The 21,969-nt window shown below is 67.3% G+C and carries 22 protein-coding genes; 9 read left to right on the top strand and 13 right to left on the bottom strand.

The genetic code is table 11. The features are described 5' to 3' along the window. Window positions 1-55 precede the first annotated feature (55 nt). The 3 genes from ruvC to pdxT are packed head-to-tail and all read right to left on the bottom strand — an operon-like array spanning window position 56 to window position 2,091. Window positions 56-634, bottom strand: coding sequence for a crossover junction endodeoxyribonuclease RuvC (gene ruvC, locus AC1DHY_RS06320; protein ID WP_476879270.1), 579 nt, complete (start codon window positions 632-634; stop codon window positions 56-58). Next, window positions 631-1,386, bottom strand: coding sequence for a YebC/PmpR family DNA-binding transcriptional regulator (locus AC1DHY_RS06315; RefSeq protein WP_476879271.1), 756 nt, complete (start codon window positions 1,384-1,386; stop codon window positions 631-633). Before AC1DHY_RS06315 ends, ruvC begins: the two co-directional genes overlap by 4 nt. A 3-nt stretch (window positions 1,387-1,389) precedes the next feature. Continuing rightward, a complete protein-coding gene (pdxT, locus tag AC1DHY_RS06310) occupies window positions 1,390-2,091 on the bottom strand; it encodes a pyridoxal 5'-phosphate synthase glutaminase subunit PdxT (protein ID WP_476903337.1) in 702 nt (233 codons plus the stop codon). A gap of 82 nt (window positions 2,092-2,173) precedes the next feature. Here pdxT and AC1DHY_RS06305 point away from each other — a divergent pair, with 82 nt between their 5' ends. From AC1DHY_RS06305 to AC1DHY_RS06295, 3 genes are all read left to right on the top strand, one after another. Further along, on the top strand, window positions 2,174-3,478 hold the full coding sequence (locus AC1DHY_RS06305; protein ID WP_476879818.1) for a MurT ligase domain-containing protein: 1,305 nt from the start codon (window positions 2,174-2,176) through the stop codon (window positions 3,476-3,478). 116 nt (window positions 3,479-3,594) lie between these two features. Next, window positions 3,595-4,272, top strand: a complete 678-nt coding sequence (locus AC1DHY_RS06300; RefSeq protein ID WP_476879819.1) for a type 1 glutamine amidotransferase — start codon at window positions 3,595-3,597, stop codon at window positions 4,270-4,272. A gap of 57 nt (window positions 4,273-4,329) precedes the next feature. Further along, entirely contained in the window at window positions 4,330-4,821 is a 492-nt protein-coding gene (locus tag AC1DHY_RS06295; protein WP_476879817.1) for a GNAT family N-acetyltransferase, read from the top strand. 48 nt (window positions 4,822-4,869) lie between these two features. Here the strand turns inward: AC1DHY_RS06295 and AC1DHY_RS06290 are convergent, their stop codons facing one another. Together AC1DHY_RS06290 and AC1DHY_RS06285 are read right to left on the bottom strand one after the other, a co-directional pair. Beyond that, complete coding sequence (locus AC1DHY_RS06290; RefSeq protein WP_476879816.1) at window positions 4,870-5,367, bottom strand: P-loop nucleotide/nucleoside kinase family protein; 498 nt, start codon at window positions 5,365-5,367, stop codon at window positions 4,870-4,872. A gap of 2 nt (window positions 5,368-5,369) precedes the next feature. Then, entirely contained in the window at window positions 5,370-6,677 is a 1,308-nt protein-coding gene (locus AC1DHY_RS06285) for a CapA family protein (protein WP_476903336.1), read from the bottom strand. A gap of 81 nt (window positions 6,678-6,758) precedes the next feature. Here AC1DHY_RS06285 and AC1DHY_RS06280 point away from each other — a divergent pair, with 81 nt between their 5' ends. Then, entirely contained in the window at window positions 6,759-8,771 is a 2,013-nt protein-coding gene (locus AC1DHY_RS06280; RefSeq protein ID WP_476903335.1) for a M3 family metallopeptidase, read from the top strand. A gap of 209 nt (window positions 8,772-8,980) precedes the next feature. On the opposite strand, the gene pdxS is transcribed toward AC1DHY_RS06280, so the two are convergent. The 6 genes from pdxS to AC1DHY_RS06250 form a co-directional block, all read right to left on the bottom strand. Continuing rightward, complete coding sequence (pdxS, locus tag AC1DHY_RS06275) at window positions 8,981-9,907, bottom strand: pyridoxal 5'-phosphate synthase lyase subunit PdxS (protein WP_476903334.1); 927 nt, start codon at window positions 9,905-9,907, stop codon at window positions 8,981-8,983. A gap of 164 nt (window positions 9,908-10,071) precedes the next feature. Next, the gene (gene pgsA, locus AC1DHY_RS06270; protein WP_476903333.1) at window positions 10,072-10,710 is read right to left on the bottom strand and encodes a phosphatidylinositol phosphate synthase; all 639 of its coding nucleotides are present in this window, start codon (window positions 10,708-10,710) and stop codon (window positions 10,072-10,074) included. Continuing rightward, window positions 10,700-11,335, bottom strand: coding sequence for an HIT family protein (locus tag AC1DHY_RS06265; protein ID WP_476879961.1), 636 nt, complete (start codon window positions 11,333-11,335; stop codon window positions 10,700-10,702). Before AC1DHY_RS06265 ends, pgsA begins: the two co-directional genes overlap by 11 nt. Window positions 11,336-11,349: 14 nt before the next feature. Beyond that, window positions 11,350-13,356 (bottom strand): threonine--tRNA ligase, encoded by a 2,007-nt coding sequence (gene thrS, locus AC1DHY_RS06260; protein WP_476903332.1) that lies wholly within the window; start codon window positions 13,354-13,356, stop codon window positions 11,350-11,352. A 146-nt stretch (window positions 13,357-13,502) separates the two neighbouring features. After that, on the bottom strand, window positions 13,503-17,036 hold the full coding sequence (locus tag AC1DHY_RS06255) for a DNA polymerase III subunit alpha (protein ID WP_476903331.1): 3,534 nt from the start codon (window positions 17,034-17,036) through the stop codon (window positions 13,503-13,505). Further along, window positions 17,033-17,362, bottom strand: a complete 330-nt coding sequence (locus AC1DHY_RS06250) for a DUF6504 family protein (RefSeq protein ID WP_476879958.1) — start codon at window positions 17,360-17,362, stop codon at window positions 17,033-17,035. The genes AC1DHY_RS06255 and AC1DHY_RS06250 overlap by 4 nt, the downstream gene beginning before the upstream one ends. Window positions 17,363-17,494: 132 nt before the next feature. Here AC1DHY_RS06250 and AC1DHY_RS06245 point away from each other — a divergent pair, with 132 nt between their 5' ends. Next, window positions 17,495-17,881 (top strand): hypothetical protein, encoded by a 387-nt coding sequence (locus AC1DHY_RS06245; RefSeq protein WP_476903330.1) that lies wholly within the window; start codon window positions 17,495-17,497, stop codon window positions 17,879-17,881. A gap of 29 nt (window positions 17,882-17,910) precedes the next feature. On the opposite strand, the gene AC1DHY_RS06240 is transcribed toward AC1DHY_RS06245, so the two are convergent. Continuing rightward, the gene (locus AC1DHY_RS06240; protein WP_476879071.1) at window positions 17,911-18,237 is read right to left on the bottom strand and encodes a chorismate mutase; all 327 of its coding nucleotides are present in this window, start codon (window positions 18,235-18,237) and stop codon (window positions 17,911-17,913) included. Window positions 18,238-18,251: 14 nt separating this feature from the next. Here AC1DHY_RS06240 and AC1DHY_RS06235 point away from each other — a divergent pair, with 14 nt between their 5' ends. Next, window positions 18,252-18,674, top strand: coding sequence for a VOC family protein (locus tag AC1DHY_RS06235; protein WP_476879070.1), 423 nt, complete (start codon window positions 18,252-18,254; stop codon window positions 18,672-18,674). 53 nt (window positions 18,675-18,727) lie between these two features. Here AC1DHY_RS06235 and AC1DHY_RS06230 read toward each other — a convergent pair whose 3' ends face one another. Continuing rightward, the gene (locus AC1DHY_RS06230; RefSeq protein WP_476879069.1) at window positions 18,728-19,474 is read right to left on the bottom strand and encodes an SOS response-associated peptidase; all 747 of its coding nucleotides are present in this window, start codon (window positions 19,472-19,474) and stop codon (window positions 18,728-18,730) included. 134 nt (window positions 19,475-19,608) lie between these two features. Here AC1DHY_RS06230 and AC1DHY_RS06225 point away from each other — a divergent pair, with 134 nt between their 5' ends. The 3 genes from AC1DHY_RS06225 (at window position 19,609) to AC1DHY_RS06215 (ending at window position 21,699) form a co-directional block, all read left to right on the top strand. Then, complete coding sequence (locus tag AC1DHY_RS06225) at window positions 19,609-19,866, top strand: mycoredoxin (RefSeq protein ID WP_138769191.1); 258 nt, start codon at window positions 19,609-19,611, stop codon at window positions 19,864-19,866. 112 nt (window positions 19,867-19,978) lie between these two features. Then, window positions 19,979-21,064 carry an S-(hydroxymethyl)mycothiol dehydrogenase gene (locus AC1DHY_RS06220; protein ID WP_476879068.1) on the top strand — a complete coding sequence of 362 codons (1,086 nt, stop codon included), beginning with the start codon at window positions 19,979-19,981 and terminating at the stop codon, window positions 21,062-21,064. Further along, the gene (locus tag AC1DHY_RS06215; RefSeq protein WP_476879067.1) at window positions 21,061-21,699 is read left to right on the top strand and encodes an MBL fold metallo-hydrolase; all 639 of its coding nucleotides are present in this window, start codon (window positions 21,061-21,063) and stop codon (window positions 21,697-21,699) included. The genes AC1DHY_RS06220 and AC1DHY_RS06215 overlap by 4 nt, the downstream gene beginning before the upstream one ends. The last annotated feature ends 270 nt before the right edge of the window (window positions 21,700-21,969 follow it).

Below are 21,969 nucleotides of genomic sequence, written 5' to 3'. Positions count from 1 at the left end.
ATCCGAACATATCTACGAATACCCTACCAAGCAGTGCGTCGGGACGGCGGGACATTCACCGCGCCCGGCGCGCTTTGGCTTCCGCCGCTGCCCAGGCGCGCTGGGCGGGGGTCAGCGACTGGCTTCCGGGGCCCGTTGTGGCTACCGCCGCACCGCTGCCGGCCCGCCACGCGTGCGTGATGGCCAGGGCCAATGCGTCGGCGGCGTCGGCCGGCCGCGGCGGGGCGTCCAGCCGGAGGATCTTGGTGACGAGTTTGGTGACGGCGTCCTTGTTGGATGTGCCGCTGCCGGTCACTGCCGCTTTGACTTCCGACGGCGTGTGCAGCGCCACCGGGATGCCCCGGCGCGCCGCCGCGGCGATCACCACCCCGGACGCCTGCGCCACGCCCATCACGGTGCTGACATTGAGCTGGGAAAACACCCGTTCGACGGCGAGGACGTGCGGCTCGTGCTTATCCAGCCATTCGTCGATGGACGTGGCGATGACCAGAAGACGCTGGTCCAGGCTCTCGTCCGGGGACGTGCCGACGACGCCGAAGGCCACCATCGTGGCGCGGCGGTTTTTTTCCACGTCCACGACGCCGATGCCGCAGCGGGTCAGGCCCGGATCGACGCCGAGGACGCGGAGGGTCACTCGGCTTCCAGCGCTGCCTGTACTTCGTCGCTGAGGTCGGCGTTGCTGTAGACGTTCTGCACGTCGTCGAGCTCTTCCAGCGCGTCCACCAGCTTCATGAACTTCTTGGCGGCGTCCACGTCCAGCGGCACCTGCATCGAGGGCACGAACTCGGCCTCGTCGGTGTCGTACTCGATCCCGGCTTCCTTCAGCGCATCGCGGATGGCCTGGAGGTCGGTCGGTTCGGAGTGGATTTCAAAAGTCTCGCCGTTGTCCTTGACTTCCTCGGCCCCTGCCTCGAGGACGGCCATCAGGACGTCGTCTTCGGTCAGGCCGTTCTTCGGCAGCGACACAACACCCTTGCGGGAAAACAGGTAACTGACCGACCCGGGATCGGCGATGGTGCCGCCGTTGCGGGAGATGGCCAAGCGGACCTCGGAGGCCGCGCGGTTCTTATTGTCCGTGAGGCACTCGATGAGCAGGGCCGAGCCCTGGGGTCCGCGGCACTCGTACATGATTTCGGTGTAGTCGACTACCTCGCCGGTGAGCCCGGCGCCGCGCTTGATGGCGCGGTCGATGTTGTCAGCCGGAACCGAGGTTTTTTTGGCTTTGGTGACGGCGAGCTCGAGGCCGGGGTTGCCGGAGAGGTCCGGTCCGCCCATCCGCGCGGCAACTTCGATGTTCTTGATCAGCTTGGCGAACGACTTGGCCCTGCGGCTGTCAAGGATGGCCTTTTTGTGCTTGGTCGTCGCCCATTTGGAGTGGCCTGACATGCTTTACGCTTCTCCTCTGATCATTCGAATAAACAGTTCATGCACGCGCTTCTCCCCCGTCACTTCCGGGTGGAAGGAGGTGGCCAGCAGCTTGCCGGAACGCACTGCAACAATTCTAGCTGTCCCGTCGAGGGATTCCGGGTGGCCGGCCTTCGACGGTTCCACCTTCGCTAGAACTTCGACGGCGGGGCCGACGCGCTCCACCCAGGGGCCGCGGATGAAGACGGCGTGCACGGGGGCCACGCCGGATTCATCGGCACTGAACTCCAGCCCCGCAAATTCAAGGTCGGTTTCGAAGGACTCGCGCTGCCGGCCAAAGGCGTTGCGGCGGACAGTGATGTCAAGGCCGCCGAAGGTCTGCTGCGGGTTGCCGGCGAGGTCGGTCGCGGGGTCCGCGATCTCATCGGCCAGCAGGATCATGCCCGCGCAGGAGCCATAGACGGGAAGCCCGGACCGGATGCGGTCACGGAGGGGGTCCCGCAGGTCGAACATCCGCGAAAGCTTGTCGATGGTGGTCGATTCGCCGCCTGGAATGATGAGGCCGTCCAGGCCGTCGAGTTCGGTGGGGCGGCGGACGGCGGTGCCGGCAGCGCCGGCGGCTTCAACGGCGTGGAGATGTTCCCGGAAGTCGCCCTGGAGGGCCAGGACGCCAATCCGCAGGCCGGATCCCACGCGGGAGCCAGGCGAAGAGTGGGGGGTGGTCATCCTGCCAGCATAGTGCTCGGGGCCGCACCGGGGCGCACCGCAGGACCCGGTTCCATGCCGCCGCTGGGATATATTACAAAGCATGCTCTACTTCAGCGTTCCGCTCGGCAAGTTCGTTCGCCGGGTTTCCCGGCTCCGGGGCGGAGGCTCTGCCCTCCCCGGCCTGGTGGTTGAGAAAATCGACCCTGGGTTTATGCAACGGACGCTCTCCACCCTTCCGCTGGGGGTCGCCGTCGTCAGCGGCACCAACGGCAAGACCACTACCACCAAGATGGTCGTCGAACTCCTGGAGAGCCAGGGCCTGAAGGTCTTCACCAACCGAACCGGCAGCAACTTCACCCGTGGCGTTGCGGCAGCACTGCTCGGCGAGGTGGACTGGCGCGGCCGGCTGGATGCCGACGTCGCCGTCCTGGAACTCGACGAGGCCCACGCCGTGCACTTCGTCAACAGGGTCCCGCCGCGGTATTGCCTGCTGCTGAACGTCCTTCGCGACCAGCTGGACCGATTCGGCGAAATCGACAAGACGGCGGAACTGCTCCAGCACATCGCCGCCAAAACCACCGGAACCGTCGTCCTGAACCGTGAGGACCCCCGCGTCGCCCGGATCGCGGACGCGCTCCCCCAGGCCGGCCACGGCGGCCCTGAAGTGCGCTACTTCGGCCTGGACCATTCACTGCTCAGCACCTTCCCCAACGACGACGAAATGCGGGCCGCGCCGGGCAGCCCGGTGCCGCCGGCACCCGCCAAGCCGGATGCCGACGTCGTGCTCCGCCGCGTGGGTGCCAGCGACGCCGACTTCGAGTACGACGGCGAGATTGTCAGCACCGGCATGAAGCTGCGAGGCGTGTACAACATCTTCAACGCCGCCGCCGCGCTGACCCTGGCCCGTGCGGTCACGGCCGTCCGCGGCACGGGTACCGACCAGGCCGGACTGCTGACGGCGCTGGCCAACGTCGCTCCGGCCTTCGGGCGCGGTGAATCCCTGGTGGTCGACGGCCTCCCGCTGGAACTGGTCCTCGTCAAGAACCCCAGCGGATTCCGGCTGGGCCTGAAGTCGTTCCCGGCCGCCGGCTACGCCACCATGATCGCCATCAACGACAACTACGCCGACGGCCGCGACATGTCCTGGCTCTGGGACGTCGAATTCGACACCCTGCGCGATGCCGGCGTGGACCAGCTCTCCGGCTCCCGCGCCTACGACATGGCCCTGCGGCTGCAGTACGACGACGTTGCGATCGGCGCTGTGGACACCGACATTGCCCCGGCGCTGGCAGCTTTCATCCGCGGCGCGAAGGACCAGCCAAAGCGGATCTTCTGCACCTACACCGCCATGCTGGCCATCCGCCGCGAGCTGTCCAAAATCACCACAGTGGAGGTGGTCTCATGACCCCGGCACCCGCCGACGCCCAGCACGGACTCTCCTTCGGGCATGTCCTGCCGCCCGAGGACCCGGCCGGCCCGGACAAGGGCACCATCCGCGTCCTCCAGCTTTACCCGCGGGACATGAACATCTACGGCGACTGGGGCAACGCCCTGGTCCTCGCCCAGCGGCTGCGCTGGCACGGTTACACCCCGGAACTGCTCGAATACAACGTCGGTGACGAGTTTCCCGCCGATGTGGACCTGATCGTGGGCGGCGGCGGCCAGGACAGCGGCCAGCTGGTCATCCAGGACGACCTTCTGTCGCGTGAAACCACCCTGAAGGAACTGGCCGAGGACGGGATGCCCATGCTGGTCATCTGCGGGCTCTACCAGCTGTTCGGCAAGTTCTTTAAGACCAGGACCGGCTCCGTCATCCCCGGAATCGGCGTCCTCGACGTCGAGACCCACGGCACCGACGAGCGGCTGATCGGCAACGTCGCGGTGTCCTCGCCGGAGTTCGGCACGGTGCTGGGGTACGAAAACCACAGCGGCCAGACGACGCTGGGACCGGGCGTGACACCGCTGGGGACCACGGCGAAGGGCACTGGCAACAACAGCAGCGACGGCCAGGAAGGCGCCCGCTACCGCAACATCGTCGCCAGCTACCTCCACGGGTCGCTGCTGCCGAAGAACCCTGCGCTGGCCGACTTCCTGATCAAGACTGCGGCGGAGCGGAAGTTTGGCAGCTTCGTTCCAGGCACCCCCGATGACACCTACGCCGTGCAGGCACGCGAGCACGCAGCCCGCCGGCCGCGCTGACCGGGACGTCCCCAGGATGCTACGGGTAGCTTCAATCCCGGCGCCCGAGGCCCGTGCATGATCACCATCGCGCGCGACACCCCGGCACGGCCGGACGTGCTGAACCTGCTGGCAGAGCACCTCGCCGACATGGCCGCCACATCACCGGCCGAGAGTGTCCACGCCCTCGACCCGGAGGCTTTGGCCGGTCCGGACATCGCCTTCTGGACTGCTCGCGACGACGGCGGCCCGGACGGCGGCCGTCTCCTTGGCTGCGGGGCTTTGAAGGAACTCGGGACCGCCGAAGGTGAGATCAAGTCGATGCGCACGGCCAACCACGCCCGCGGCCGCGGTGTGGCTTCGCTTCTGCTCGCCGGGATCCTGGACGAGGCGGCGCGGCGTGGTTACCAGCGGCTGTTCCTTGAGACCGGGTCGCAGGAGTTCTTCGCCCCGGCCCGCAGGCTCTACGAACGTCACGGGTTCACCGTTTGCCCCCCATTCGCGGACTACGTCCTGGACCCGCACAGCGTCTTTATGGTCCGCGCGGTTTCGGAGCGCCCGCCGCGCTGACGGGCGGCGCCTGTTGGCGGCCGGCCGCAGTCCCAAGTCCCGCCGTCGTTAGGTGGACACGGTGACTACCGGCAAGCCTTCCGAGGCCTCGGGGTCCTCGAAGATGCCCGCCAGGTGCCGGACACCAGCTTCGTCCAACGGGTGCGAGTTCGGCTCTCCGGCCAACGTCCGGAGCCGCGTGCGCTCTATGGCTGTGTGTAGCGGAGTCCGGACGTGGTGCAGGAGAACGGCGAAACCGGCGCCCGTGGCCCGGTCCCGCCACTCCGCCCGCCGGGCGCGGCTCCACTGGTTCCAGTCGAGGACGACGTCGGTACCGGCCTCCAGGACCTGCCGGGCTGTATCCCATATCAGGAGTTTGCAGGCCTCCGCCCGGCGGCCATACTCGCCTGTTGCGTAGTGCAGTTCCGGGTAGAGCCGGAGCATCCAGTCATCCAGGCTGTACCGGACTGCGGGAAGGGATGCCTGGAGTTCGCCCGCCAGGGTTGTTTTTCCGGCACCATTCAGGCCGCACAACAGGTGGACGGTTGCGGGCAGCGGCGCGGCCACCCCTAGCGTTCCTTGGTGATCAGGAGTTCGTGGGCGCCCGCGGCGGCGGCGCCCATCGATTCCACCACGGTACGGGTCCGCAGCCGGGTGGCCGCGTCCGCCGCGGCGCCGGCACAGGGACCCTGCGGGGCGTCGGAGGCCACAGAGCACCAGCGGTAGGGGCTGCGGACAATGACAGACGGCGCCCAGGCGAGGTCCGACGCGGACCACTTACCGGCGTCGTCCTGGCTGAACTGTGCGCGCAGCAGCAGCCCTTCGTTGTTCACCACGTACCAGGGTGAAAGTTCCGTTACGCCGTTCCCAAGCCCGTAGGCAATCCAGGTCCCCTTGTACCGTTCGATGGGGAGGACCGAGTGGGTGTGGTGGCCGTAGATCATGGTGAACTGGCCGCTGTCCACCAGGGCGTGTGCCACGCTGCGCTGTTCCGCGTTCGGCACGCTGGCATACTCATCCCCCGCGTGCATCACCCCGAGGACAATGTCCGCCCCCAGCGCCCGCGCTTTCTTGGCTTTGGCAATCATCGCGGCAGGATTGAGCATGTCCACCTGCCACGCGAACTCCGGGGTCTGGCCGTTCAGCCCGTAGGCCCCTTCGATCACGGCGATGTTTGCGGCGGCGGTAGGAATGATCATGATGCCGCGGGAATCGGCTTCGCTGCGGTAGGACCCGGTGTGCTGGAGGCCCGCGGCGTCGAGGGCGTCCAGAGTCCGGACCAGGCCCTTGGTGCCTTGATCGATGGTGTGGTTGCTGGCCGTGGTGCAGGCCTGATACCCCACCTGCTGGGCAGCGGTGATGATCTGCGGCGGAACGTTGAACGACGGGTAGGCGGAGAACGGGCCGGTGGGCGTGGACACCGGCGTCTCCTGGTGGCAGATGGCGAGGTCGCTCTTTTCTATGTATCTGCGCTGGCCGGCCAGGAGTGGGCCGAAGTCGAGGCCCTTGGAGCCGGCGGCCAGGGCGTCCGCGCGCGCCTGTTCCCACAGCTGGGCGTGGACCAGCATGTCTCCGGTCATCAGCACCGAGGTGCAGCGGACGGCCGCGCAGGCGGGCCCCTTTCCGGGGGTCGGCGTGGGAGCGGGCGTGGACGGTCCTTGTGTGCCCGGCGCCGAAGCTGTGCTGCCGGGGCTGGAGCCCGCGGATGTACCGGCGGAGGCACCGGCGGGCGCGCCTGCTGAGGTGCCGGACGACGACGGCGCGGAGTTGGCGTCCGGGCGGGCCACAAGTCCGCAGGAGGCCAGGGTGGCCGTCAGCGCAAGCGCTGCAGATCCGGCCAGCAGCCGCCCGCGCAGCCCGGTGGTGATGATATGCATTCCGCCATCGTACGGTGGCCGGGATCACAACACGCGCAGCACTCCATTGAGAACCGGCGCCGTACATGAAAGAGTTATTTCATGACCAACCCCTTGCTGAGCCCCAGCCCCTTGCCCTACGGACTGCCGCCTTTCGCGGACATCGAGGTCCGGCATTACTCCGAAGCCGTCGAAGCGGGCCTGGCCGAACATTTGGCCGAAATCCAGGCGATCGTGGACGACCCGGAACCGGCGACCTTCGAAAACACCGCGCTGGCCATGGAGCGCTCCGGACAGCTCCTGCAGCGTGCGGCGGCGTCGTTCTTCACGCTGGTCTCCGCGGATGCCTCGGACGCCATCCGGGATCTTGAGACGCAGCTCTCCCCCGCGTTCTCGGCGCACCAGGACGCAGTCTATTTGAACCGGGGGCTGTTCGAGCGTTTCGCTGCGATCAATACCGACCGGCTTGACGCCGAATCGGGCCGGCTGGTGACCGAATACCTCAAGGAGTTCCGCCAGTCGGGCATCCAGCTCGACGACGCCGGCCAGGAGCGGTTGAAGGCGATCAACGCCGAGCTGTCCACGCTTGGCACCGAGTTCGGCCAACGCGTGAAGGAGGGCATGAAGTCAGCCTCGCTGCTGCTCGATGACGCCGCCGACCTCGCCGGGCTTCCCGCCGACGACGTCGCCAGCGCCGCCGAGGCCGCCCGGACCGCGGGCCACGAGGGGAAGTTCCTGCTCACCCTGATCCAGCCGAGCAACCAGCCGGCACTGGCCGCGCTCGAGAACCGTGATGTGCGGCGCCGGCTGTTCGAGGCTTCCGTCAGCCGCGGCACGGGCGGCGGCAGCCTGGACGTGCTGGATCTGGTCAAGGACATGGTCCGGCTCCGTGCCGAGAAGGCGGCGCTGCTCGGGTTCGCGAACTTTGCCGAGCTCAGCGTCGACCAGCAGACCGCCCCGGACTTCGAAGCGGTGCAGGCCATGATGAACCGGCTGGCCCCGGCCGCTGTCCGGAACGCCGACGCCGAGGCCGAGGCCCTGGCAGAGGTCGCCGGCCACCCGCTGGAGGCCTGGGACTGGGCGTACTACTCGGCGAAGGTCAAACGCGAGCGGTATTCCGTGGACGAACAGGCCCTGCGGCCGTACTTCGAGCTGGACCGGGTGCTCCGCGACGGGGTGTTCTTCGCCGCCAACGCCCTGTACGGCATCACGTTCCACGAGCGCACCGACCTTGCCGGCTACCACCCGGATGTCCGGGTCTGGGAAGTGAAAAACGCCGACGGCACCGACCTCGGGCTGTTCCTGGGCGACTACTACACCCGGGATTCCAAACGCGGCGGGGCGTGGATGAACTCGCTGGTGGAGCAGTCCGGACTGCTGAATACCCGGCCGGTGGTGATCAACAACCTGAACATCTCCAAGCCGCCCGCCGGGGAACCCACCCTGCTGACGCTGGACGAGCTCCGGACTACGTTCCACGAGTTCGGGCACGCCCTGCATGGCCTGTTCTCCTCGGTCACCTACCCGCGGTTCGCCGGCACCTCCGTGCCGCGCGACTTCGTCGAGTACCCGTCCCAGGTCAACGAAATGTGGATCATGTGGCCGGAGGTGCTCGCCAACTACGCCCGGCACCACGCCACCGGCGAGCCGCTCCCGAAGGAAGCGGTGGACAAGCTCAACGAGGCCGCCCTGTGGGGCGAGGGGTTTGGCACCACGGAGTACCTGGGCGCGGCCCTGCTGGACCTTGCCTGGCATGTGCTCGACGGCTCGGAGATTCCCGACGACGCGCTGGAGTTCGAAGCGAAGGCCCTCGCCGCGGCCGGGGTGGCGCACAGCCTGATCCCGCCCCGCTACCGGACCGGCTACTTCCAGCACATCTTCGCCGGCGGCTGGTACGCGGCCGGGTACTACTCCTACATCTGGAGCGAAGTCCTCGACGCCGAAACCGTGGAGTGGTTCAAGGCCAACGGCGGGCTGACCCGGGCGAACGGTGACTTCTTCCGCGCCGAACTCCTCTCCCGCGGCAACAGCCGGGACCCGCTGGAGTCCTTCCGTGCATTCCGCGGCCGGGACGCCCAGCTGGAACCTCTGCTCAAGCGCCGCGGCCTCGAGTAGGTCCCTTAAGAGGAAACGACGGCGGCGGGCCACCCAAATAAGGTGACCCGCCGCCGTCGTACTCATCAAAAGCGCAAGGCCCCGGGCGGTGTGATCCGGCAGCGTGCGTAAAAGGGGCCCCGCGCCCCGGGCTGCCGCTTAGCTGCCAACAAGGCGCGGGGAATAGCACGCCGAGGATCAGCGCCGTCCGGCGCCCTCATTAGCGCGAGTTACCAGCCGCGCTCGGCGAGGCGGTGCGGCTGCGGGATCTCGTCGACGTTGATCCCGACCATGGCTTCGCCCAGGCCGCGGGAGGCCTTGGCGATAACGTCCGGGTCGTCGAAGAAGGTGGTGGCCTTCACGACGGCGGCGGCGCGCTGGGCCGGGTTGCCGGACTTGAAGATGCCGGAGCCGACGAAGACACCGTCGGCGCCAAGCTGCATCATCATGGCGGCGTCAGCCGGGGTGGCGATGCCCCCGGCGGTGAACAGCACGACCGGGAGCTTGCCGGTGGAGGCAACTTCCTTGACCAGTTCGTACGGGGCCTGCAGTTCCTTGGCGGCGACGTAGAGTTCGTCCTCGGGCAGGGCGGCCAGCTTCAGGATCTCGGCGCGGATCTGGCGCATGTGGGTGGTGGCGTTGGAGACGTCTCCGGTGCCGGCCTCACCCTTGGAGCGGATCATGGCCGCGCCCTCGTTGATGCGGCGCAACGCCTCACCGAGGTTGGTGGCACCGCAGACGAACGGGACGGTGAAGTTCCACTTGTCGATGTGGTTGGTGTAGTCGGCCGGGGTCAGGACCTCGGACTCGTCGATGTAGTCGACTCCGAGGGACTGCAGGACCTGGGCTTCGACGAAGTGGCCGATCCGGGCCTTGGCCATCACGGGGACGGACACGGCGTCGATGATCTTGTCGATCATGTCCGGGTCGCTCATGCGGGACACGCCGCCCTGGGCGCGGATATCGGCGGGAACGCGCTCGAGCGCCATGACGGCAACGGCGCCGGCATCCTCGGCGATGAGGGCCTGCTCGACGTTGACGACGTCCATGATGACGCCGCCCTTGAGCATCTCCGCCATGCCGCGCTTGACGCGGCTGCTGCCCGTTACGTTCTTGGCGGACGCGCCGGCTTCGTTGCTTACATCAGGTGTAGACACAAAAACCCCTATGGGTAGATAGATGACCTCGCCGGGGCACGGGCGGCACGCAGATGACAATCTGGCGTACACCGGCTCGCACACACCGGATTACCGGGAACCATTGGCCGGTAAGGCTAATACTAGTCCCCCGCCGGGGCCCGGTTGTATTCCGGTTACGGTGTTCAGGCGGCCTGTTCGCTGGCCGTTCCCTCGATCTCGTCGACGGACTGGCGGTGCACGGCGGCGATCCGCTGCACAATGGTCACGAAGCTGGCCACGGCCAGCAGGCAGAGGGTGGCGAGAAGGACCACCGTGGGCAGGCCGAGACCCGTAAAACCGGTGACTACCAGCACCGAGACCAGCCGTTCGGCCCGCTCTGCGATCCCAACGTTCGCGTGGTAGCCGAGCGCCTCCGCCTTGGCCCGCGCGTAGGACACCACCATGCCCAGCACCAGGCAGACGACGGCGGCGATGGCGATGGGGGTATCGGCGCCGCCGGTGAAGAACCAGATGGCGACGCCGGCGAAGAGCGCACCGTCGGCGACGCGGTCCAGGGTGGAATCCAGGAAGTTGCCCCAGCGTCCGCCGCGTTCCTGCATGCGGGCCATGATGCCGTCAATGACGTCGGAAAAAATAAAGGCCGTGATGAACAACGTTCCCCACCACAACTGACCCAGGGGGTAGAACACCAGGGCACCGACCACCACACCGGCGGTGCCGATGATGGTGACGGCGTCCGGTGAAATGCCCATCCGCAGCAGCCACCGGGCCAGCGGCGAGAAGAGTGCGGTGAAGAAACTCCGGGCGTGCTTATTCAGCATTCGCGGTCCCCGGGGTCGACGGACCGGCGTCGCTGCCGCTGTCGGCGGCCTGCGGCCACGCCTCGGCCACCTGCTGGCGGACTTCGCCGAGCGTCTGGGTGATCGCCTTGGTCTGCGCGATGATCGGGAAGAAGTTACCGTCCCCGCCCCAGCGCGGCACCACGTGCTGGTGCAGGTGGCCGGCGATCCCGGCGCCGCCGGTCACCCCCTGGTTCATTCCCAGGTTGAACCCGCTGGGGTTGGCAACCTTGCGCAGCACCCGCATGGCTGTCTGCGTCAGGTCGGCGAACTCGGCGGTTTCCTCGACGGTCAGGTCCGTGTAGTCCGGGATGTGCCGGTAGGGGCAGACCAGGAGATGGCCGGGGTTGTACGGGAAGAGGTTCAGGACGACGTAGCAGGTCTGTCCCCGGTACACGATCAGGGAATCGTCGTCCTCACGTTCCGGAGCGACGCAGAACGGGCAGTCGTCCGGGTTCTTGAACTGGTGCTGGCCGCCCTTGATGTAGGCCATGCGGTGCGGAGTCCACAGGCGCTGGAACGCGTCCGGCACCCCGGCCAGGCCAAAGTCGTCGGTCACGCCGTCGTCCCCCGGGTAGCCCGGGACAGCGCCTGTGGTCTCCTGCACGTGCTGCTCCCCCGCTAGCTGGCCCGGTTACGGACGGCGTCGACGATCCGCTGGACGGCCTCGGCCACGGGCACCCCGTTGTCCTGGCTGCCGTCACGGAAGCGGAAGGACACGGCGCCGGCCTCGGCGTCGTCCCCGCCTGCGATCAGCACAAACGGGATCTTGTCCTTGCTGGCAGTCCGGATCTTCTTCGGGAAACGGTCCGAGGAAATGTCCACCTCGGCGCGGATCCCGGCGGCCTTGAGCTGGCCGACGACGTCGAACATGTAGTCGTTGAAGGCTTCGGCCACGGGAATGCCCACCACCTGGACCGGCGCCAGCCACGCGGGGAACGCCCCGGCGTAGTGCTCGGTCAGGACACCCATAAACCGTTCGATCGAGCCGAAGAGGGCGCGGTGGATCATGACCGGCCGCTGCCGGGTGCCGTCGGCGGCCTGGAACTCAAGCTCGAACCGCTCCGGCAGGTTGAAGTCCAGCTGGATGGTGGACATCTGCCAGGTCCGGCCGATGGCGTCCCGGGCCTGGACCGAGATCTTGGGGCCGTAGAACGCTGCTCCGCCCGGATCCGGGACAAGCTCCAGTCCCGATTCCTGCGCGACCTCGGCCAGGGTCTGGGTGGCTTCCTCCCAGACCTCGTCGGAACCGACGAACTTCTCGGGGTCCTTGGTGGACAGCTCCAGGTAGAAGTCCTCAAGGCCGTAATCCTTCAGCAGCCCGAGGACGAAGTTGAGCGTGGTGGTGAGCTCGTCCTTCATCTGCTCGCGGGTGCAGTAGATGTGGGCGTCGTCCTGGGTCATGCCCCGGACGCGGGTGAGGCCGTGCACCACGCCGGACTTCTCGTAGCGGTACACCGAGCCGAATTCGAAGAGGCGCAGCGGCAGTTCGCGGTAGGACCGTCCCCGGGAGCCGAAGATGAGGTTGTGCATGGGGCAGTTCATCGGCTTCAGGTAGTAATCCTGGCCGGGCTTGCGCACCGTGCCGTCCTCGTTCAGTTCCGCGTCGATGTGCATCGGGGGGAACATCCCGTCCCGGTACCAGTCGAGGTGTCCGGAGACCTCGTAAAGGTGGCCCTTGGTGATGTGCGGGGTGTAGACGAACTCGTACCCGGCGTCGACGTGGCGCTGGCGGGAGTAATCCTCCATGGCCTTGCGGATGATGCCGCCCTTGGGGTGGAACACCGGCAGGCCGGAACCCAGCTCGTCCGGGAAGGAGAACAGGTCCAGTTCGGCGCCGAGCTTGCGGTGGTCGCGGCGCTCTGCCTCGGCAACCCGTTCCTGGTAGGCCTTCAGGGCCTCCTTGGTGGGCCAGGCAGTGCCGTAGATGCGCTGCAGCTGCTTGTTTTTCTCGCTGCCGCGCCAGTAGGCCGCCGAGGAGCGGGTCAGGGCGAACGCGTTGGAGATCAGCTTGGTGTTGGGCAGGTGCGGCCCGCGGCACAGGTCGCACCAGACGGCGGTGCCTTCCTTGCGCTCGACGTTGTCATAGATGCTCAGTTCGCCGCCGCCGACCTCGACGTTGGAGCCGTCGGCGTCGGACCCGGCGCCCTTAAGGCCGATCAGTTCGAGTTTGTAGGGCTCGTCCTTCATGGCCTCGCGCGCCTCGTCCTCGGAGACAACCCGGCGGACGAACTTCTGGTTCTGGTTGATGATCTTCTGCATCATCTTTTCCAGCTGGCGCAGGTCTTCAGGGGTGAAGGGTTCCTCGACGTCGAAGTCGAAGTAGAAGCCGTCGGTGATGTACGGGCCGATGCCGAGCTTGGCGTCGGGGCGCAACTGCTGCACCGCCTGGGCCATAACGTGGGCTGTTGAGTGCCGCAGGACATTGAGGCCGTCCGGGGAGTCAATGGTGACGGATTCGACGGCGGCACCCTCCGGGAGCGCCTGGTCCAGGTCCTTCAGTTCGCCGTTGACGCGGGCCACAACAACGTCGCGGCGCTCAAAAAAGAGTTCCGCGCCGGTGGTCCCGGTAGTCACCTTGGTCTCTTCGCCGTCGACGAGAAGGGTGATCTGCTGGGCATCTGACACGGGTGTCTCCTATTCAAAGTTAAGGCTTCGTAGCTTGTGGCATACGGGGACCACAGCCAGCCTCGTCCATGCTATCGGTTCCCGGGAGGCCAACCAACGCGGCCCGCCGCCGCCCGGCCGCCAGTGCGCAGAAGGTCTACCGTTGGTCAGCCGCCCATGCCAGTGATGGCAAGGTTGCGCCGGATCCCGTCCAGCGGACCGGGGACCGCGGCGTCGGGATACCCCGGATGCCCGGCCGTGCCGGGTCCGCCGCCCCGGCCGGGACCCTCCGCCGCCGGAGGGAACGGCAGGGTCTCGGTACGGCTGAGGTCCCAGGCCATGGAGGCGCTGATGCTGATGCCGCGCGGTCCGGTCCGCCGGGTGGTCCCGCGGATCAGCAGCAGCCGGGTGCCGAAGAGTAGGGGACCTGACTGTTCCTGGGCCTCGTGGAAGAACACGGAATCCACGCAGCCGGTGCCGTCATCGATGCTGATGAAGACCACCCGACGGCCGCCGCGCATCGGCGGGGTCTGGGTGGCTACCCGCACCCCGGCCACCAGGACTTCGGTGCCGTTTCGCAACCCCAGGAGCTTGTCCGCCGTCGTCACGCCCAGCCTTTCCAGCAGCGGCGCGTGGCTGGCCATCAGGTGCCCGCTGACGTCCAGGGCCAACAGATCCAGTTCGGCGCGGACCGTCTCCACCAGGGTGGGGGCAGGCAGGCCTCCTTTCAGGTTTTTGAGCTCGACATCGCCCAGGGGCAGGGCGAGCTGGCCCTCTATGATCTCTACGCCCTTGCGCTGCGGACGGGTTTGCAGTTGCTGCAGATGCTGGACCAGGTCAGCCCTGTTGGCAGTTCCCCCGGAGGAGCGGTGCAGGGAATCGAAGGCCCCCAGCTGGGCAAGCCGCTGGATGCTGGGTTTGCTCAGCCGTGAACGGGCGCGCAGGTCAGCGAGGGAATCGTAGGGCTGGCCGGCCACGGTACGTTTCAGCTCGGCCCCGGACAGCCCGTAGATACCGTTCAGGCTCAGCCGGATGCCGAGTTTGCCCTGGTCCGGGCCGGCCTCCACCCTTTCCACCCGGTATTCGGCCTGGCTGCGGTTGATGTCCAGGGGCAGGATGGGAATGCCCAGGCGCCGGGCTTCTGCCACCAGCAGCCGTTTGGGGTACATACCGGGGTCGTGCTCCCAGAGCCCGGCCAGGAACGCCTCGGGATGGTGGGTCTTCAGCCAGGCCGACTGGTAGGTGGGCACGGCGAAGGCCGCCCCGTGGGCTTTGCAGAACCCGAAGCTGCCAAACGCCTTGAGGGTTCCCCAAACCTTGTCCACCACGGCAGGGGTATAGTTCCGTGCCCGTGCCTCACGGCGGAAGAATTCCTCCACCTTGCCTTCCATGACCTCATTGCCGAGGGCACGCCGGAACTCGTCCGCCCGGGCCAGCCCGCAGCCGGTCATCACATCGAAGGTCTTAAGGATTTGCTCGTGGAAAACCGTCACACCATGGGTCTCCTGCAGCACGGGCTTGAGGTCCGGATGCGGATAGACCTCAGGGGCGAAACCGTGCCGGTGTTCCAGGAAGGGCCGCACCATGTCCGACTTCATGGGTCCGGGCCGGAAGAGTGAGATGTCGATGATGAGGTCGTTGAATTCCCGGGGCGCCAGCTTGCCGATCAGTTCCCGCTGCCCCGGAGATTCGATCTGGAAGCAGCCCAGGGTGTGGGTGCTGCGGATCAGCTCATAGGTGGGTTCGTCGTCGAGCGGCACGGCGTTGAGGTCGATCCGGCCGTCAGCGGCGATGTAGTCCGGGCCGGTCCCGTCGGAGCCTACGGGGTGGCGGCCGGCCGCCACCACCTCGGCCTTGGACGGGTGCAGCCGGATCACTTCCCGGACCGCGAAAGCCATGGCGCTTTGCATCCGGACGCCCAGCACATCAAGTTTGAGCATGCCCATCGGGTCCATGTCGTGCTTGTCGAACTGGCTCATCGGCAGGCCCAGGCCGCTGGGCTGGACCGGGGTGCGGTTCAGCAGGGTGGCATCGCCCAGGATGACCCCGCAGGGGTGCATCGAAATGTGGCGCGGCAGGCGGTCCAGCCGTTCGGTCAGGTCCACCAGAAGATCCAACTGCTGGTTCTCCGTGAAGTCCCGCTGCTCTACCCGGCCGGCGAATTCCTTCAGCTCTGGTTTTTCCACCAGTGCTTCGCGGAAGTTCCGGGCCGAGAACCGCCACAGTTGCTTGGCGATCTCATCGATGTCCCCGCCATCCATACCCAGCGCCAGGCCGGCATCGCGTACCGCCCCGCGGGCACGGTATCCGTTCTGCATGCTCATCAACGTGACGCGCTCGGAGCCGAACCGTTCAAAGATCTTCCGGTAGACGTTATGCCGTTCGGCGCTTTCAACGTCGATGTCAATGTCCGGCAGCGTGGCCCGGTCGCGGGAAAGGAAGCGTTCGAAAATGAGGTCGTGCTGCAGCGGGTTGACCTGGCTGACATCGATCAGGAAATTCACAAGGCTGGAGGCACCCGACCCGCGCGCCGCCGCCCGGACACCCATGTCCAGGATCATCCGGGACACCTCGGCAACCGTCAGGAAGTAGGAGGCGAAGCCGAGCCCGTCGATGATCCGCAGCTCGTGTTCCAGCCGGGCGCGCAGTTCCTCTGCAGCCTTCCCGGTGATCCCCGGGAAGCGCCGGTTGATCCCGGCCTCACACCGCTGGGTAAGCTCTACCAGCGGGTCGCCGGCGATCCCGATCACGGAGGCTTCGGGCACCACCGGCTGCTTCCACCCCATGTCCGTGACCGGGTCCATCCGGCAGCGGTCCGCGAGCGCCTCGGTGTGGGCCAGCAGGCTCTTGAGGTCCGCGGCGCCGTAGCCAGCGGCATGCATGATTTCCTGGCCCAGACGCAGCATTTGAGCCGGTGTCTTCAGCCAGCCCTGGCCGTTGGGCTGCAGCTGGGGGGCGGCGGAGAGCTCGGGAAGGGATTTCAGGGTGCGGGCGGAATCCAGCACGTCAGCCGTAGCTGCCCCGTCTTCGGCGCAATAGCGCACCGCGTTGCTGAGGACCGCGGGGACCGAGTGCTCGGCGGCGAGTTTGAGCATCCGCACGGCATGGGCGGTGCTGAAGGGTTCCCCGGGCGGGCTGAGCTGGGACACAACCTCTGCCGCGACGGTTCCCGCAGGCATCACATCCAGCCAGCGTTTGAAGAGGGTGCGGGGGCGTAGGTACCGGCGCCCGCCCATGGCCCGCCCCACGTCCGAATCGGGACCGATCAGAACGGTCAGTACCGGTTCAAGCGTTGAGGGATCGAGGGCGCGTGAGGCCAGCTCCGCCCTGGTCACGGCAACAGGCACCACTCCCCCCGCTTTCCCCGTGGTGCGGGCATGTGCGTCAGAGACCAGCCGGCACAGGGCACGGTAGCCGGCTCCCTGGTTATGCCCGTGGGCGAGCACCACAACACGTCCGCCCAGCTGGGTGCGGAGGTCGCCGTCGTCGTCAAAGACCGCCAGATCCACACCCACCACGGGGTCCAGCCCCGCCGCCATGCAGGCTTTAAGGTGCTTGACAGTGCCGTAGAGTCCGTCGCGGTCAGTGCAGGCGAGCGCCGTGGCCCCGTCGGCGGACGCGGCCGCCGCGAGTTCCTCCGGCCAGGACACCCCGTAGTGGGCGCTGAAGGCGGTGGAGACATGCAGGTGGGTGAAGCTCATGCCGATTCAGGCTCCCGCGAGGCATGCAGGGCATCATGGATCCGCAGCACCCGCCAGCGGCCGCTACCCAGGTGCCTGGTGAGGTCTAGGGTGAAAGTCCGGTCCGGCGTGACGGTGTCCCGGACCTGGACCCGCCAGATCTCGTGGTCCACCAGTCCCGGTCCGCTGCCCAGGGGTGCCCGCTGTTCCTCGGCCCACCACTGCCGCCGCTCGAACCAGCGGACGGGTTCGGCGCAGACCTCGTACTGCCTGCCCTTCCAGACGACCGTCTGCGGCTGGCCTGCCGGGGAACAGGCGACGTCCACCGACTCGCTGAACATCCCCATGAGGCCTCCCGGCAAGTACAAACCCTACAGATTGATTCGAATATATCTTCGAACAAATCAAGTCTACGCCGGGGCCGGGGCAAAACCTAGATGGGGGTGGACGGACGCAAGCCGAGGTAGCAGGATTGAGCCATGAGCTCCCACAGCGCACTCCTGAAGCACGTAAGCATCGCCGCCAAGGATTCAACCTTGGTGGCGAAGTTCGATATTGACGGGAACATCCCGAGTTCCGGGGCCTACGTGGTGGGGCTCGTAGCGGCCACCCCGGACCACTCCCACCAGCGCCGGATGGAAATCGAGTTCATGAACGGCGAGGCCGTCTCCTTTTTCTGCTTCAGCCACGACGGCACGGAGGAGAACTTCGACATCAAGGGCGTGGAGCACTCCGGAAACACCATTACCGGGAATTTTCCGCTCAGCACGGTCATGGGCCTGGCCAAGGGCCACCTCATGACGGCGTACAGCGACTGTGAGGGCAGGGACTACCAGTCCAACGTGCCCGTAGAAGAATCCCTCTAGGTTCGCTCTAGGGGCGTCCTGCCGCAGCCTTAGCTGCTGGCCTTGTAAACTTCCAGCTCCAGCCGGATAAAGGCATCGATCATGCCCCGGTAAGTCTGTTCGACAATGTCGGTGTCGATGTCCTTCTGCTCAGCCGTTGCCTTGACGTGCTCCAGGACACGTTCAACACGGCCCGGCGCCCTGACCTCTGCGCTGTCGGCTTTCAGGGTTCCGGCGATCCGGATTAGCCGTTCGCGCCGGCCGATCAGCGCGACGATTTGCTCATCCACTTCGTCGACGGCCACCCGCACGGCGGCGAGCTGTTCCTTGTCGGCCTGGGCGTGTTTGGCGTCACGGTGATGTGTGGACATGTGCATGACAGTATCGAATCATGCAACCACGAGTCGACTTCATCTCATTGGGTGTCCGCAGCGTTGACGCCTCCCGCCGCTTTTATGTCGAGGGACTGGGGTGGCCTGTCCACCGCGAGGTTCCCGGCGAAGTGCTCTTCCTGCAGGCCAACCACGGCCTGGTTCTCTCCCTGTGGGATGCCGGCCAAATGCAGGCAGAGGCGGCCACGGACGCCCCGGCCGGCATCCCCTGCATTACCCTGAGCCACAACGTGGGCAGCGCCGCGGAAGTTGATGCCGCACTGCGCCAGGCAGAAGCCGCCGGGGGCGCCGTCGTCGCTGCTCCGAAGACGCAGCCCTGGGGCGGGTACACGGGCTACTTCGCGGACCCTGACGGCTTCCGCTGGGAGGTCGCCTTCAACCCCACGTGGACGGTCGACGCCGGCGGCAAAGTCACGGTCTAGGCGCGGCCTCGGGCCGCCCGCCGCAGCCGTTCGCGCGACCGGCGGGGTGTCCCCTAGAACAGGCTGCCGACCGGTTCGATCAGCTCCGGGGAATCGTTCCGGACATTCCCGACGGCGGTGCCCACGGCGTCGATCCTCCAGCCCTCGGCGACGTCGTGCGCACCGGCCCGGACCAGCCCCACCAGGGCGGCGGCGTCATCGGCCTGCGGGTCCAGCCAGGTCGCCATGGTAGCCCGGTCCATTGGCAGCGGAACGCGGTCGTGCAGCGCTGTCAGTTCGGCGAGCATCCCGTCGGCGTAGCCCTCCGGCGGGGAGTCAGTGGTCAGGATCGACGTGGACAGCAGCCAGCGTTCCGGATCCCCCTCGGCCTTGGACGGGTCTTTCCACCATTCGTAGAGGCCGGCGAAGACCACCGGGGAGCCGTCCGCCGGGTGCACGTAATAGGGCTGTTTGCCGCGGCCCTCACCCTTCCATTCGTAATATCCGTCCGCCGGCACAGCGCAGCGCCGGGCGCGGGTGGCTTTCCGGAAGGCCGGCTTCTCCAGCACACTCTCACTGCGGGCGTTGATCATCTTGGAGCCGATGCCCGGATCCTTGGCCCACGAGGGAACCAGGCCCCAGCGGGCAATGTGCAGTTGCCGCACCGGTTCGCCGTCCACCAGCCGCTCCAGCAGGATGGGCACGTCCGCCGTCGGGGCCACATTCCACGACGGCGGGATGACCACCTCCTCCTCGAGTCCGGCGTCGAACTCGGCCAGAAGGTCCCCGACAGCCCGGGCCATCACGTAGCGTCCACACATGGCACCAGCATGCCATCGGGACCCGCCGTGCGGGAATAGGGCCTCCCGGGTTACGGTTGATCACAGTGACATCCGGCTTTGCCGGCAGAGGCGCTGCCAACTGCGCGCCGCCCACCAGCGTTGAGGAGAACTTCGTGGACTTCACCCCCGATTCCGGCACCATCACCATGTTTTCGACCACCTGGTGCGGTTACTGCAACCGGTTGAAGAAGCAGCTGGACGCCCAGGGCATCGGCTACACCGAGATCAACATCGAGGAAGTCGAAGGCACCGCCGAACTTGTGGAGAAGCTCAACGGCGGCAACCGCACCGTCCCCACCGTCCTTTTCCCGGACGGCACGGCAGCCACCAATCCCTCGGCGGCCGAGGTCAAGACCCGCCTCGCGGCCTAAGCCCCACCAGGACACCCACCACCACACCACCACGGCGCGGACTCCCAGCTAACCCCGGGATTCCGCGCCGTGCCGCATCCCGTCGCGGACGCGGTGATGAAAGGAGCTACCCATGGTCCACGAAGTCAAAGGCGCGGTTGTCCGCTCCAAGAACGCCCCCGTCACCCTGGAGACCATCCTGGTTCCGGACCCCGGGCCCGGCGAGGCCCTGGTGGATATCCTCACATGCGGGGTCTGCCACACGGACCTGCACTACAAGCAGGGCGCCATCAACGATGACTTCCCGTTCCTGCTCGGCCATGAGGCCACTGGGGTGGTCAGCGCGGTGGGGCCCGGCGTCACCGAAGTTGCCCCCGGTGACCGGGTTGTCCTGAACTGGCGCGCTGTCTGCGGCGAGTGCCGCGCGTGCCGCCGCGGCGAGCCGCAGTACTGCTTCAACACGCACAACGCCACCCAGAAGATGACCCTGGCGGACGGCACGGAGCTCACCGCGGCGCTCGGCATTGGCGCCTTCGCCGAGAAAACCCTGGTGGCCGCCGGACAGTGCACCAAGGTGGACGCCGACGCCGACCCCGCCGCCATCGGCTTGCTCGGCTGCGGCGTGATGGCCGGCCTCGGCGCCGCGATCAACACCGGCAACGTCGGCCGCGGCAATTCCGTGGCCGTGATCGGCTGCGGCGGAGTGGGCGTGGCGGCCGTGGCCGGCGCGGCCCTGGCCGGCGCCACCACTGTCATCGCAGTGGACATCGACGCCAAGAAACTCGATCGCGCCAAGGAACTCGGCGCAACCCACACCGTGGACTCCTCCGGGGTGGACCCCGTCGAGGCGATCCGCGAACTGACCGGCGGCTTCGGCGCCGACGTCGTGATCGACGCCGTCGGCCGCCCGGAGACCTACAAGCAGGCGTTTTATGCCCGCGACCTCGCCGGCACCGTGGTCCTGGTGGGCGTTCCCAGCCCGGAGATGACCCTGGAACTGCCGCTGCTGGACGTGTTCGGCCGCGGCGGCTCCCTGAAGTCCTCCTGGTACGGCGATTGCCTCCCGTCCCGCGACTTCCCCATGCTGATCGACCTGTACCGGCAGGGCAGGCTCGACCTCGACGCCTTCGTCACGGAGCGGATCACCATCGACCAGATCGAGGACGCCTTCGACAAGATGCACGACGGTGCCGTGCTGCGTTCGGTGGTGGAACTGTGAGCGGCGGAGCACTGCGGATCGACCGCCTGGTCACGTCCGGGACGTTCTCGCTCGACGGCGGCACCTGGGACGTGGACAACAACGTCTGGATCGTCGGCAATGACGAGGACTGCGTGGTGATCGACCCCGCCCACGACGCCGACGCCACCGCGGCCGCCGTCGCCGGCCGGAACGTCAAGGCCATCCTGCTCACCCACGGCCACGACGACCACATCGCAGCGGTCGGCGCCTTCCGCAGCCTGGTCAACGCCCCGGTCTACCTGAACCAGCAGGACTGGATGCTGTGGGACCGCGTCTTCCCCGGGACCGAACCGGAGCACGGCATCGACGACGGCGATACGTTCGAGGTGGCCGGCGCCCGCCTCGAGGCGCTGCACACCCCGGGCCACTCCCCCGGCTCGGTGAGCTTCTACCTGCCCGCGAAGGGAACCGTGTTCACCGGTGACACGCTCTTCCAGGGCGGTCCGGGCGCCACCGGCCGGTCCTACAGCGATTTCCCCACCATCATCGGTTCCATCCGCGACCGGCTGCTCACGCTGCCCGCAGACACCGTGGTGCGCACCGGTCATGGCGATCCGACGACGGTGCGCGCCGAGGCGCCGCACCTGGAGGAGTGGATAGCCCGCGGCCACTGACAGCGCCGCGGGCCGCCACCGCCGCCCAGTCGACTTCGACTAGCCCACTTCGACTTGCCCACTTCGACGAACACCGTGTCGTCGCGGTGGAACATACGGCGGCCCTCGAGGCCGTTGAAGCGGACCCACATCACCGCACCGTCCGGCGTCGACCCGTCCACTGTTCCCGGCCCCAGGTAACGGCCGCCGGCCGTAATCCGTACCGGCAGGCCGCGCGGCAGAGCTGCCCACGGCAGCCGCCGCCCGGGACGCGGGAGCTGCCCGGCGTCG

It is taken from the genome of Arthrobacter sp. 05L44 (assembly GCF_056397605.1).
Note: the sequence above shows the minus strand (reverse complement) of the source record. Positions and strands in the feature narration are given on the sequence as shown.